The sequence below is a fragment of the Paenibacillus dendritiformis genome (assembly GCF_945605565.1).
Classification (GTDB): Bacteria; Bacillota; Bacilli; order Paenibacillales; family Paenibacillaceae; genus Paenibacillus_B; species Paenibacillus_B dendritiformis_A.
On record NZ_OX216966.1, the window covers coordinates 4,147,193 to 4,159,598 of the forward strand.

Annotated in this window: 12 protein-coding genes; 4 read left to right on the top strand and 8 right to left on the bottom strand. The window is 58.1% G+C overall.

Annotation, left to right across the window (positions count from 1 at the left end; translation table 11 throughout):
- Positions 1–64: 64 nt before the first annotated feature.
- A complete protein-coding gene (locus tag NNL35_RS18435; RefSeq protein ID WP_006675927.1) occupies positions 65–1,522 on the bottom strand; it encodes an aminotransferase-like domain-containing protein in 1,458 nt (485 codons plus the stop codon).
- 181 nt (positions 1,523–1,703) lie between these two features.
- Here NNL35_RS18435 and NNL35_RS18440 point away from each other — a divergent pair, with 181 nt between their 5' ends.
- Complete coding sequence (locus tag NNL35_RS18440) at positions 1,704–2,318, top strand: LysE/ArgO family amino acid transporter (RefSeq protein ID WP_040730536.1); 615 nt, start codon at positions 1,704–1,706, stop codon at positions 2,316–2,318.
- 106 nt (positions 2,319–2,424) lie between these two features.
- Here the strand turns inward: NNL35_RS18440 and NNL35_RS18445 are convergent, their stop codons facing one another.
- Positions 2,425–3,810 carry an ABC transporter substrate-binding protein gene (locus NNL35_RS18445; protein ID WP_006675925.1) on the bottom strand — a complete coding sequence of 462 codons (1,386 nt, stop codon included), beginning with the start codon at positions 3,808–3,810 and terminating at the stop codon, positions 2,425–2,427.
- 306 nt (positions 3,811–4,116) lie between these two features.
- Between NNL35_RS18445 and NNL35_RS18450 the strand changes: the two genes are divergently transcribed.
- A complete protein-coding gene (locus tag NNL35_RS18450) occupies positions 4,117–5,865 on the top strand; it encodes an alpha-L-fucosidase (protein WP_006675924.1) in 1,749 nt (582 codons plus the stop codon).
- Positions 5,866–5,910: 45 nt separating this feature from the next.
- Here NNL35_RS18450 and NNL35_RS18455 read toward each other — a convergent pair whose 3' ends face one another.
- Genes NNL35_RS18455 through NNL35_RS18465 form a run of 3 tightly spaced genes read right to left on the bottom strand, consistent with a single transcriptional unit; the run spans position 5,911 to position 8,523 of the window.
- A complete protein-coding gene (locus NNL35_RS18455; RefSeq protein ID WP_254553640.1) occupies positions 5,911–6,807 on the bottom strand; it encodes a hypothetical protein in 897 nt (298 codons plus the stop codon).
- Between the two features lie 43 nt (positions 6,808–6,850).
- A complete protein-coding gene (locus NNL35_RS18460; RefSeq protein WP_006675922.1) occupies positions 6,851–7,528 on the bottom strand; it encodes an AlkZ-related protein in 678 nt (225 codons plus the stop codon).
- Positions 7,525–8,523, bottom strand: a complete 999-nt coding sequence (locus tag NNL35_RS18465) for a helix-turn-helix transcriptional regulator (protein WP_006675921.1) — start codon at positions 8,521–8,523, stop codon at positions 7,525–7,527. The genes NNL35_RS18460 and NNL35_RS18465 overlap by 4 nt, the downstream gene beginning before the upstream one ends.
- 358 nt (positions 8,524–8,881) lie before the next feature.
- Here NNL35_RS18465 and NNL35_RS18470 point away from each other — a divergent pair, with 358 nt between their 5' ends.
- Positions 8,882–9,982 (top strand): nitric oxide synthase oxygenase, encoded by a 1,101-nt coding sequence (locus tag NNL35_RS18470; protein ID WP_006675920.1) that lies wholly within the window; start codon positions 8,882–8,884, stop codon positions 9,980–9,982.
- Between the two features lie 227 nt (positions 9,983–10,209).
- Here the strand turns inward: NNL35_RS18470 and NNL35_RS18475 are convergent, their stop codons facing one another.
- Positions 10,210–10,653, bottom strand: coding sequence for a VOC family protein (locus tag NNL35_RS18475; protein WP_006675919.1), 444 nt, complete (start codon positions 10,651–10,653; stop codon positions 10,210–10,212).
- A gap of 237 nt (positions 10,654–10,890) precedes the next feature.
- Here NNL35_RS18475 and NNL35_RS18480 point away from each other — a divergent pair, with 237 nt between their 5' ends.
- On the top strand, positions 10,891–11,313 hold the full coding sequence (locus tag NNL35_RS18480) for an AbrB/MazE/SpoVT family DNA-binding domain-containing protein (RefSeq protein WP_006675918.1): 423 nt from the start codon (positions 10,891–10,893) through the stop codon (positions 11,311–11,313).
- Positions 11,314–11,460: 147 nt separating this feature from the next.
- Here the strand turns inward: NNL35_RS18480 and NNL35_RS18485 are convergent, their stop codons facing one another.
- Together NNL35_RS18485 and NNL35_RS18490 are read right to left on the bottom strand one after the other, a co-directional pair.
- Positions 11,461–11,874, bottom strand: a complete 414-nt coding sequence (locus tag NNL35_RS18485) for a thiol-disulfide oxidoreductase DCC family protein (protein WP_006675917.1) — start codon at positions 11,872–11,874, stop codon at positions 11,461–11,463.
- A 223-nt stretch (positions 11,875–12,097) separates the two neighbouring features.
- A complete protein-coding gene (locus NNL35_RS18490; protein ID WP_006675916.1) occupies positions 12,098–12,295 on the bottom strand; it encodes a hypothetical protein in 198 nt (65 codons plus the stop codon).
- Positions 12,296–12,406: the final 111 nt, after the last annotated feature.

A 12,406-nucleotide genomic window follows, 5' to 3' on the forward strand; every position in this document is an offset into this window, starting at 1 on the left:
AATAGGAACCCATATTAACAGCATATAGTTTACATAATATTTATTATGTTCTCTCCATTGGCGTTCACCGGCTGCGAATCAGCTGCGGAAGCAGCTTCAGCGCATGCTCCAGCTCCGCTAGCGACGCATAGGCATAGGACAAGCGCAGCTGCCGGACGGCGGAACGGTCATACAGCACCCCGGGATTCAATAAAATGCCGTGCTTCAAAGCCTGGTTGAACAGCCGCTGCACCGGAATCGGCGATCTGAGGCTCACCCAGACATAGAAGCCCCCCTCCGGTCTCGACCAGTCGGCAATATCCGACCAGTGGGCGTCCAGCAGCGCCAGCATGGCGTCGCGCCGCTCCCGCAGCCGCTTCCCTATATGCTCCAAATGCGGCAAATGCATGCCGGACGCGAACCACATTTTGGCTGCCTGCTGCGACAAGGAGCTGGAGCCGTAGTCGGTCTGCATTTTGATGTCGGCCAACCGCTCAATGACCGGCTCGGGTCCGACCACCCAGCCGATCCGCAAGCCGGGACTGACCGCTTTCGACATCGTGCCCACATGCAGGACGATTCCATGCTCATCGCGTGACTTCAACGGCGCCGGAGGCTCCCGATCGAGCCATAGTTCCTGGTATGCGCCGTCTTCCAGTACCGGCAGCCCGATTGTCTCGCATAACGTCAGCAGCTGCTGGCGGCGTGACTCGCTCATCACCGTTCCGGTCGGATTGTGGAAGGTCGGAATCGTATACAGCATCGAGGCGCGATAGGTCCGCCAGCACCGCTCCAGCTCGGACAGCCGCAGCCCTCCTTCGTCCACCGGCAAGCCAACCAGCTTCATGCCGGCCGATTGGAAGGCATGAATCGAATATAAGTATGACGGCTTCTCCAGCAGAATGGCCGACTGGCGCTCCAGCAGCCCGGCCGAGATGAGCTGAAGCGCCTGCAGCGCTCCGGAGACGATGAGGATGGCCGACGGCGACGCCTGGATCCCTTGTCGGGATAACTCCCGGCTTAGAAGCCGCCTCAGCTCCTCATCTCCTTGCGGCTGCTCGTAGCCGAGGGAGACGGGCCGCTTCGCCAAGGAAGCGAACAGCTCGCGGATCTGCTCCTGCGGCAGAAGCTCGGGCGATAATTCGCCGGTGCCGAGCCGGATGATATCCCGATCGAACTCCAGCCGGTTAATCCTCTGGATCATCGGCAGATTCGGATAATGCGCCCCTTCTTCGACATAGGCGTTCCAATCCGGGAGGTTCATCGTGCGCCGGACACGCTCGTCGGGAATGCCGATGACCCGGGTGCCGCCGCGGCCCCGGCCTTCAATCCAACCTTCCGCCATCAGCACTTCCATCGCGGTGACAACCGTGCTTCGATTGACGCCGAAGGCTTCAGCCAGCGCCCGCTGCGGCGGAAGCTTCATGCCGATGCTCCATTCTCCGCTGCGAATTCTCCCTTGGACATACTGCTCGATCTGTCTGTAGATGGGCAGTGGAAGCCGGGGATCCGGCTTCCAGCCCGCCTTATATGTATTCGGCATCAGCCGCTCTCCTTCCCTGCCAGTCCGCAGGCCGGAAGCCTGCGAGTCGCAGTTCCATTATAGCTTTTGGTTGGGCTCGGACACAACCAAATGGTCGGTGACAACCCGAAGGCGGGCAGGTATGCTAGACCTTGTCCTGCGCAAGACGCAACAAGCAACAGGAAGGAAGAGTATGGAACAGATGTGGGAACCTTTTGTACATGGTGTATTGCTGGCATTCGGACTAATACTGCCGTTAGGAGTTCAGAACGTGTTCATCTTCAATCAGGGAGCGCTGCATACCCGGCTGTGGAAGGCGGCGCCGGCCGTCATTACCGCCTCCTTGTGCGATACGCTGCTCATCGTGCTGGCGGTGCAAGGCGTGTCGCTGCTGCTCCTCCAATGGATCTGGCTGAAAAATGTGCTGTTTGCCGCCGGATTTCTGTTTCTCATCTATATCGGGTATAGTCTGTGGAAGTCGGCCGCTGACGGCGTTCAGCAGCAGCATCGCGCGGATACGATCAAGCGGCAATTGCTCTTTACCGCTTCGGTCTCATTGTTGAACCCGCACGCAATTATGGACACGATCGGAGTCATCGGAACGAGTTCATTGCAGTATGCAGGAACGGACCGGGTTGTATTTGCAGCCGCTGCCGTGCTCGTATCCTGGTTGTGGTTCATCTCCCTGGCGATCGCTGGAAGGGTAATGCGCAAGCTGGATACGACGGGCCAGCGCCTGGCTTGGCTGAACAAAGGGTCGGCCGTCTTGATATGGGGAATGGCCGGCTACATGCTGCTGACGATGTTGAAGGGGTAGCACAGCCGTGCCCGCTCCATCCAGCCGCCCCGGCCGGCACGCAGGAACGGTCCCCTTGCCTCCTCTCAACAGTCAGGGGACTGCAGCTGGGACTGCGTCTCGTTCCCTATTGCGCCGCAAGCTGCTCCTTCAGGAGCGCGCTGTACTCGTCTTCTATTTTCCTCAGGAACGTATTCGTATCATCCGTTGTCCTCAGGAACTCGGCGAACTTGTCGCGAAGGAATGCATAGAACTTCGATTCCGGATCGTATCGCGAGAACTCCGGCGGATTCGCCTGCTTCAGATAGACGTTGTGGAAATGGAATGTTCGGCCGTCGGTAATTTTGTCCGCGCCGAACTGTTCATACAGCACGGGCTTATCAAGCACGGTTCCCGACGCCGCGCGGTGCAGAGACGTCTGCATTTCCTCGGAGAGCAGGTATTTCAGCACGATGAAGGCTTCATCCTTATGCTCGCTGTGCGGGCTGATCGTGTAACTGAACGGATTGGCGAACGGCCCAATACCCGGACGATCCGGCCACGATGGTAGCGATACCACATCGAAATCGAGACCTTCCTCCTTAATATACGTCTCGAACGAGTTGATGCTGGTGACCAGCATGGCGACCTGCTGATTCGCGAACGTCGCTTTCGAGTCCGGCGGGTAGTTGCCGGGTATGTCCTTCATTTTGCGCATCAGCTCATAGTATTCGGCGAAGTCGGGATTGGACGCGAAGTTCACGCTGCCGTCCTGGCCTACTCCTTGGGCGGATAGCTGCATCAGCGGAACCGTCGTCTGGAAGGCGCTGAATACGAGTCCGCGGTACGCTGTGCCGTCCCGCTGCCCGGTCACCTGTCTGGCCAGATCGATGATGTCGTCCCAGGTCATGCCGTCCGTCGGATAAGGGACGCCGAATTGATCGAAGATCGCTTTGTTATAGAAGACGGCATTCATAACCTCCTCCATAGGCAGACCGAGCAGCCGCCTCTTCCCTTCCGGATCGCGCGCCCGCACGAGATCGATTGCGCCGCTGCGGATGGAGCTCAGATCCAATTGGTGCGCCTGCACGAGATCGTCAAGCGGGAACAGCATATCCGCATCCCGTAACACGGCGAAGCCGCGATGAGCCAGGAGAATATCTGGCACGATGCCCTGGGCGAACGTCTCCTGCAGCGGCTGGCTGTCTACCACCTCCGACACGAGTTCCATCGTCACGTTCGGGAAATGCGCTTCGACCGGGTCCTTCACTCTCGCGTGGAAGCTCTCCTCATCCCACGGGGCCATGAATTTCAACGTCACGGGGCTGTCGATCGTATCCGGCACCGCCGCAGCCTCCTCCTGCTCCTCGCCGCCCGTTGCCTTTTCCCTGCTTGCCTCTTGGCCTGCCGAATCGACTTGGGTAGAAGAGGGAGCTGCCCCGCTGTCATCCGTAACGGTTGCGCACGCCGCATTCATAAGCAGCGCCAGCAGCAGTACGATAAGCAGCTCCCTTTTGTTTTGCGCACGCGCCATCCTTTTGCCTCCTTTCGTTTTTTTGTCATTATATTGCGTCCGTATTTTTTCCATGCAATGAATTGTTGCCGCCTTGACAGACGGCCTCGCGCAGGCACATGCGGCCGTTCGGTTTTGCCCCAATAAGCAATCTCGTCAGAAGATGAATTGCGCAAAAGCTGTGCAGGCAATCGAACCTAAATGGTCCGGGCATCGCGACGCAGCAGTGATGATACCGGCGAAGAGCGAATACTTATGATGGAAAGAGGCATCACAATCGCCATTCATGGCCATACGATGCCTAATCCATGTCAAGGAGGCGGTGGAATGAATGTGGCAGGGGCGGTTCAACAATCGAATCGCATGCAGGCAGAGCGGATGAGCTGGTGGATGGAAGCGAAGTTCGGCATGTTCATCCATTGGGGACTGTATGCCCTTCCCGGAGAAGGCGAATGGCATATGTACGGATCGAAAATACCGGTCGCCGAATATGAATCGCTGGCAGAGCAATTCAATCCCGAGCGCTTCAACGCGAAGGAATGGGTCCGGCTGGCCCGGCAGGCGGGCATGAAATATATCGTGATCACCGCCAAGCATCACGACGGGTTCGCGATGTACGGTTCCGAGGCCGAACCGTTCAATATCGTCGATGCGACGCCGTTCCAGCGCGATCCGATGAAGGAGCTGGCGAAGGCCTGCCAGGAGGAAGGCATCCGCCTCTGCTTCTATTATTCGCATGTCATCGACTGGCACCATCCCCACTCGGTGCATCAATCCGCCAACAACATATGGGATTACAAAATGGAAGAGAAGCAATTCGATACGTATTGGAATGAGCTCGTGAAGCCGCAAATCAAGGAGCTGCTCACCGAATACGGCCCGATCGGCCTTATCTGGTTCGATACGGCGGGCGGACTGTCGAAGAAAGACAGCGAGGACATCGTTGCCCATGTGCGCCGGCTTCAGCCGGATTGTCTCATTAACAGCCGGGTCAGCCATTACCGAGGAATGGGCGATTATGAATCCAAGGGCGATAACGAGACGCCAATGTACGGTGAGGAATCCCGGCCGTGGGAGACGCCGATGACCATGAATGAGACTTGGGGATATTGTCCGAAGGATCAAGCATGGAAGCCGGCTGACTTCCTCATTCGCAAGCTGGTGACCATCGTGAGCAAGGGAGGAAATCTGCTATTAAATGTCGGTCCTTCGCCGAAAGGAACGATACCGGAGCCGGCGGTGGAACGGCTGCGCGAGATCGGGGAATGGACGGAACGGAATGCGGAAGCGATCTACGGAACATCGGCGAGCCCCTTCCCGTATGAGTTCGATTGGGGAGCCGTGACGGCGAAGCAGGGACGCCTCTACCTGCACATATGCAATGACAAGTGGCCGCGCGGCCCGTTGAAGATGCAAGGGATGTGCAGCCGCGTAGTCAAGGCATACCTGCTGGCCGATCCGTTGAAAAGAGAGCTTCCCCTCACCCACACCTACCATGGCGGCACGGAGCGCCATACGCTATCCGTGTCCCTCCCGGACACGGCTCCGGATCGGGCGGTATCCGTTGTCGTGCTCGAAGTCGAAGACGTGAACGATCTCGATACCGGGTTCACGGTGCTCCCGTCCGGCAAGCTGAAGGTTGACGTAACGTCAGGAGACGTGACGGAGGGGGATGGTCTTGGCGACTGGACCATGGCGGCACGGCGCGCGGCTTGGGACATTGCAGTTACCGAGCCTGGCACCTATGCGCTCTCGCTGATCAGCTTCAAGCGCGCCGACGCGTGGCTCGCCGATTCCTATGCCGATGGGATCCGGCTGACGTTCGCCGGAGAGACGATCGAGGCCGTGCCGCAGGAAGATTCGATCATCGCCGAATCCCCGGCATGCCAGCATCCTTACAAGGAGGTGCATTCCCGGCTGGCGGAGGTATTCATTCCGGCTCCCGGCACCTATGAGCTGACGCTGACCTCCCGTCTGATCAAGGATCGCAATTCGAAGTTCATCGAGATCTGGCAGGCGGACAAAGTAAAGCTGCGTTCCGTCATGCTGGAACGGATCAATTCGCAGCAGCCATAACATGGTTCGTCCCCTGCCCTCTCAAGGCAGGGGACGCCGTTATAATCAGGAGCGGGGCAGTCTGCCGAAGCTGCAAAGCGTCAGCAAGCGGTCGACCGTGACGCTGCCGCGCCATTCGAGCTCGCAGGCCTCGCTGACCGCCGGCCAGCTGATCGTCCAGCCGCCGTCCTCCTGCTGCCCCTCCTCCAACGCGTCCAGATGCCGTCGAATGTCCTCCGGGCTTATGAACCGCGCACAGTAGCTCTCTGGCATCGGAGCCCAGTCCAGCGCCTTGTGCACATAGCCTTCCGCATGCGGATCCAATTCGATGGCGCCCGGCTGCTGCAGGACGCGGTTCAATTGCTCCAGCAGCGGCTCCGCCCTGTCCCGATCCGGGACATGCTCCAGGAAGGTAACGCACTGAATCAGATCATGGAAGCCTTGAAGCTCGGGCTGTCCGATGCGGCTCCATACGAACTCGGCCGCTTGGCGGAACCAGGCTTCTTCCTTGACCGCTTCCAGCGCGGGCTGCTTCATGAGCAGTCCGATAATCCGTCCCGTCGGATTCAGCGAGGCGCGGCTGTCATCCTCGATCGTCCACCATGGGGCATGCGGATAATCATTCACCGGCAGGAACGCCAGCGGGAAGCCGCCGGTGTCCGGAACGGCGATGCTGCGCAAGTACCGCACGATGCCCGCCAATATGTCCGCATCCGCGACGCCGATCTCGTCCATAAGCGCCAGCGCCATCTCCGTCGGCACCGGCTGGCTGTGCGGACAGCGGATATCGGGCTCCAGCGCATGGCCGAACCCGCCATCCTCATTCTGATATGCCCGCAGCGCGGCCAGCACATCCTCGGCCCGGCCGCCCGCAAAATGATACTCGAATCGGCGCCGATCCAGCAGCCGGCCGTTGGCATAAAGAAATGAGGACGCGGCTTCCAAGCCAGATTTTTTCTCCATCTTAATCAACCTCCTTAATATTTAATATCATTAATATTATTGCTCAAAAGCCGAACAACTTCGCGAAGTAAGCCATCGCCTGCGGACTGCTGTTCTGCTGCAGCCGCGCTTGCAGGCGGCTTCTCGCCTCGTCTGCGGTCATCGGCGCGAGCGGAATCCCTGCGCCCTCCATCCAATGCTCCAGCGTCTCGAAGCAGGTGCTGTTCCAGCCGTTCACCTCTCCTGCCTCGTTCCGCGGCGCCCTGACGCCGGAGATGACGATATCGAGTCCGGATTGCAGCTCCGCCAATGCCTGATCGAATTCCTTCTTGCTCTCCTTGGCCTTCATGCCGGCCGCGGCGCGCAGCGCGCGCGTCTCGATGCCCTGCTCCTCCTCGATCCTGCCGTATACCTCCTTGGCGGCCTTCGACACGAGGCCGTCGTCATACCGCTCCCTGATGCTGCGGCTGCTTCCGAGCAGCGCCTTCACCGAAGGAATCAGATCGCTGGCGACAAAGATCGCCTTCTTCTTCACGAACTTGCCGTACGCCGCGACGCTGTCGCCCGGGAACCGGACGCGCCAGCGCCAAGGGTCCTGCTCGGAGTCGGAATGCCAGCGCTCGGGCAGCGTATTGCCGGAGAGGGAAGGATAGTCCGGGATCAAGGGCGCCAGCGGCAGGATGCCGTAGGCCCGGACGACTTCAATCGCTTCTTCATATGTATCAATCATTGGCTGCTTCATAGTTCTTCCTCCTTCGATGTCTGTTGAATCTTGTGCTCCCCGGCCGGCTCATCCGCCGCATACCGTTGGCACATGCGTGCGGCCCGCTCATGGATTTCCCGGCGGAGCGCTGCCGGCGCAAGCACCTCTCCGTCGGGCCCCAGCCCGTAGAAGAAGCGGACCGCCCACGCCCATTCGCTTCGCGGGCAAGCGAATTCGACCGCCCACTCCTCTTCCCCGATCTGGATCACCCGATCGCCAATATGCTCGTCCTGCTCGGCCAGAAGCGCGCCCCGGTACGTCAGGCGGGCACGGATAGGTATCTCGTCCCCGGCGGCATCCCGCGTCTTCTTGACGCGGCTGCGCTTCAGCCGGGCCGCTTCCAGCTCCGCCGCGCCTTCCATCCGCTCGATCTCCTGGAATCGATCGACCCGGAAGGTGCGCTCTTCCCCATGTTCGAGGGAGAAGGCTTCGCAATACCAGAAGCCGTGCGCGGTCACGATGCGCAGCGGACGGAGCCGCAGCCAGCGCGCCTGGCTGGCCGATCGGTAATGGGCCCGGATCCAGACGCCTTCAGCCGCGCAGTTCATGAGCCGGTTCAGCATCGGCACCCGGTAATTCCGCTTCGGCATCGACAAGATCAGCTTGTCCAGCACCGGCTCGATTTCGCTCCTCACCTGCTCGGGGAGCGCCTGCTTGATTTTGTCCAGGGCGCTCCACCGTTCGGCGTTGAACGGCGTATCTGCGAGCTGGGTCATGCCCTGGAGCGCGCACAAGACCGTCATCGCCTCCAACGGACTGAACTGCAATGGCGGGAGCTTATAGCCATCCATCAGCCGGTACCCTCCGGCAGGACCGCTCGCGGCATACAAGGGAACCCCCATCTCGCTCAAAGCCTGCATGTCGCGCAATATCGTTCGCTTGGACACCTCGAACTTATCGGCCAGCGACTGGGCGGTCTCCGTCCCCGTTTGCAGCGCCATCACAATGGCGGCCAGACGGTCCGAACGTTTCATGGCGGACTCTCCTTCCGATTCTTGCTGTGCTCTTTTCACTGCTGATGTCTGCATTATATCACGGCATTGGTGACAGCTTGCATGTCACCAATAATAAGATCAAACCGTGACAATCTGAGACTCCGGTGTCACGAAGCGCCCGCCTGCGGCCGGTTTCTCCGCTTGTCCCGCCGCCTGCCCTGGGGTGCGTCTGGTCGACCGCCGTCATACAACGCCATACGGCGCTTGGAGCCGCGCGCGGTCCCTCAGCCGCTTCGGAAGCCGTAAAGAAAATGTCGGAAACGGCCGCCGGATCGGGGCAGCGGGTATGATATGCTGAAGGTATTGACGACGGAATGAAGGAAGGACAGCAATAGATATGACAGGAACACGAACACGGGAAGACAAGCTTATCGAGGCTGCAGCCAGCTTCATCGCACGCTGCTATCACGAGATCGGCAAGGATGAGGCCGCGGTGAAGCGGCGCATGAACGAGATTGAGCGGGAGGTTGCCTCCCGGGGCACCTACGCGCATACCTTCGAAGAATTGGAGCACGGCGCCAAAATGGCTTGGCGCAACAGCAACCGGTGTATCGGCCGCTTGTTCTGGCCGTCCCTGCAGGTCATCGACGAGCGGGAAGCGTCCACGGCCGATGAAGTGCTGCAAGCGATGCGCAGGCATATCGCCTTCGCTACCAATGGAGGCAAGATCCGGCCGACGGTGACGGTGTTCCGGGCGGATGAGCCCGGCTGTGAGCCGATTCGGATCTGGAACCACCAGTTAATCCGCTATGCTGGGTATGACAAAGACGGCCGCCGCTGGGGCGATCCGCATTCGCTCCGCTTCACCCGGATCTGCGAGTCGCTGGGCTGGCAGGGCGCCGGCACCCCGTTCGACATCCTGCCCCTTGTCGTTCAAGTCGGCAGCGAACCGCCGCAATGGGCAGAACTGGCGCCGGAGGAAGTGCTTCAAGTCCCGCTGACACATCCGGAGTATGCCTGGTTCGCAGAGCTGGGTCTCCGTTGGTATGCGGTTCCGATCATTGCGGATATGAGACTCGAGATCGGAGGAATTGACTACAAGGCGGCTCCATTCAACGGCTGGTACATGGGCACGGAGATCGGAGCCCGCAATCTGGCGGACGAGCAGCGCTATCATCAGCTGCCTGCCATCGCTGCGCGCATGGGGCTGAATACTGCTTCCAATACGACTCTATGGAAAGATCGGGCTTTGGTCGAGCTGAATGCGGCCGTGCTGCATTCCTTCAAGGAAGCTGGCGTCAGCATCGTCGATCATCATACGGCGGCCCAGCAGTTCAAGCGCTTCGAGCAGCAGGAGGCGGAAGCGAATCGTCCCCTGACCGGCGATTGGACGTGGCTGATCCCGCCGATGTCGCCTGCGGCGACGCATATTTTCCACCAATCGTACAGCAACGAAGAAGTATCCCCCCTATTCGCCTATCAGACGGCGCCATATTGAAGCCTTCCAACACATAGAACTAGACAAGGCCCGGAGAACCGTTCTTCGGGCCTGTTCCCGCCCTAGCCGCGTCCGTGAATGGCACCCGCGCTTACCTCTTCGGGCCCTTTTCCCGGGCATAGGACTTGGACAATATCCTCAGTCTGCTGCCGCAATACAAATAAATCGAACTTTTTTCCGGCTCAGGGCCAATATAGGGCGCACATCATTAATTAACATAATATTTATTATGTAACTATATTCGCGGAATCCTGCGGCAAGTCCAACTGCCAGTGAATGCCGAATCGGTCCACGATAACCGCGAACTTCGAATGCCAGAAGGTCATCCCCAATGGCATCAGAATACGTCCCCCTGCGGACAACCGCTCGTACAGCCGGTTTATTTCCTCCTCGCTGCTGCAGGCGATCGTCAGATGGACGCGATGCTCCTCCGCATGCTGCCCGGTTCCCGTGCTGTCGGCACAGTAGATCGTCTGGCCGCCGACGATAAACTCCCCATGAATGAGCTTGTCGTAGTCCTCCTCCGCGATGTTCCACTCCACATTGCTCCTCGCGTCGCCATAGCGGTTCATCGTGACGATCTCGCCGGAACCGAACGCGTCGATATAATAGTTCATCGCTTCTTCCGCCTCGCCCCGGAACATGAGATAAGGGGTAATCTTTGCTTTCATGCACATATGCCTCCCACTTCTTATGAATAGGATTAATTTGCCCGAACAGCCATCCTCTAATGCCCATTTCCCGCCTGTCCCTAATGCTCTTTTTGCGCATGGAATCACACTGTTTCATCACGATTTATTCTTCTTTTGTCAATATGGCACTTTTTGACAGGATAATAAGCCTTTTTTTACCATCATTTATTTGTTATACTATTAAAAAATGATAGCCAGAAGCGAGAGGGGTGCCTGATGAAGGACACGGGTATGATTCGTAGCTTAGATAGCCTTGGCCGCATTGTTATTCCGGTTGAAATTCGCAACGCGCGCAACATTGAGATTGGAGATGCAGTGGAGTTTTTTGTGCTGGATGATCATATCCTCGTACTGCGAAAATATACTTCGACGGAATGCACCTTCTGCCGGAGTATGGAAAGTGTGTCTTACTACAAGGACCAGTTTATTTGCTCTACCTGTCTGAAGGAACTCGCCGGAGCCCAAGACTTGGCACCTATTGCCCCTCAGCCCCAGGCCAAGAAGCGAGCCAAAACATCCGAACTGATTCAGCGTCTGAGAGAAGCGTTCGAAGAGCATCCGGGAGCAAGCCAGAAGGAACTCGCCAAAATCCTTGGGGTAAGCCAGGGAAGGATTAGCCAATTAAAAAAGGAAATGTGATTTGCATCGAAAAGAAAGCGTTATCTTCCGCTCTAGTCTTTACTTCGCGCGGCTCCATGCGTCCTCTTTGCTTCCGCAAGGAGTGCGTCTGGAGCCGCACTCTTATCTTCCTGCTCAACATTCGTCCTCCCGCCGTCCGGCAGGAAGTTACGAAGATGTCCTCCGCTCCAGGCTACAGCCGTCCTCCAGGCACCCGCCCGCAGGCACAATCATCCTCCGGGCCGCGATCCAATCGTACATTCGCTCGCCGAAGCCAAGCTTGATCGTCGCCCAGATAGCCGGACATAATATCATAAGCAGCGGCACGCGGGAGCAGAGCCTCAGCACCGCGGCGATTCCGGAATCGATCTTCCCGCTTCCGGAGCACCGGACATGCATCCGGGCCTCCAACGCCTCCGGCGAGATTCCTCGCGATACCATATCGGATACCGCCTGCCCATCACGGATCGACCGGAACCGGAGCGCATGAAGCCAGTCCCAGCGTTCCAGCCGGCGCCGGATCGCGGCGCATAACGGACACCATTCATCGTAGTATACTTCAAGCTGCTTCCGTTGGCGCATCGGGATCCTTCCTTTCGTTGCTCTTCTCCTTATATTGTATCACTATCTTCAAGCCGTGCGCCATTCCGCAGCGGCCCGCCCTTTCCCGATCCACACGGTAAAAGGCCAAGCCTCTGGCGGGAAGCGCAAAGGTTGGCCTTCAAAAAGGGGGGTTCGCAATTGGAAAGTTATTCTTTTCACATAGTTGGGTACTCAAAGCTATCATTTCTTGATCCAGCCTCGATTACGCATAGTAAGCTTGCAGCAAATCGCGAGTATCGTCTTCTTGCTCCGGAACGGCTCCATTCTCTTCCCAGCACTGCTTGCACTCGTTCTCCGTCGTGCAGCGATGCTTATCATCGCACATATAGCACAGTTGGAGGTAGTTGCGGGTTACATTATCGGTATGCTTATGAACGTCGAATGTTTTGAAGGTTCTCATCGTTCTCACTCCCTCTTCTTTATGGTTCTACTATAACATGAATTTGCACAATAATATGTGAAATAAATCACAATCTCAAAAAAGAGATCGGAGATAGTTGCTTCTATTTCC

Coding starts and splice junctions, on each gene's coding strand:
- NNL35_RS18435 (WP_006675927.1), bottom strand. CDS start 1,522: ATGCCGAATACATATAAGGCGGGCTGGAAGCCGGATCCCCGGCTTCCA.
- NNL35_RS18440 (WP_040730536.1), top strand. CDS start 1,704: ATGTGGGAACCTTTTGTACATGGTGTATTGCTGGCATTCGGACTAATA.
- NNL35_RS18445 (WP_006675925.1), bottom strand. CDS start 3,810: ATGGCGCGTGCGCAAAACAAAAGGGAGCTGCTTATCGTACTGCTGCTG.
- NNL35_RS18450 (WP_006675924.1), top strand. CDS start 4,117: ATGAATGTGGCAGGGGCGGTTCAACAATCGAATCGCATGCAGGCAGAG.
- NNL35_RS18455 (WP_254553640.1), bottom strand. CDS start 6,807: ATGGAGAAAAAATCTGGCTTGGAAGCCGCGTCCTCATTTCTTTATGCC.
- NNL35_RS18460 (WP_006675922.1), bottom strand. CDS start 7,528: ATGAAGCAGCCAATGATTGATACATATGAAGAAGCGATTGAAGTCGTC.
- NNL35_RS18465 (WP_006675921.1), bottom strand. CDS start 8,523: ATGAAACGTTCGGACCGTCTGGCCGCCATTGTGATGGCGCTGCAAACG.
- NNL35_RS18470 (WP_006675920.1), top strand. CDS start 8,882: ATGACAGGAACACGAACACGGGAAGACAAGCTTATCGAGGCTGCAGCC.
- NNL35_RS18475 (WP_006675919.1), bottom strand. CDS start 10,653: ATGAAAGCAAAGATTACCCCTTATCTCATGTTCCGGGGCGAGGCGGAA.
- NNL35_RS18480 (WP_006675918.1), top strand. CDS start 10,891: ATGAAGGACACGGGTATGATTCGTAGCTTAGATAGCCTTGGCCGCATT.
- NNL35_RS18485 (WP_006675917.1), bottom strand. CDS start 11,874: ATGCGCCAACGGAAGCAGCTTGAAGTATACTACGATGAATGGTGTCCG.
- NNL35_RS18490 (WP_006675916.1), bottom strand. CDS start 12,295: ATGAGAACCTTCAAAACATTCGACGTTCATAAGCATACCGATAATGTA.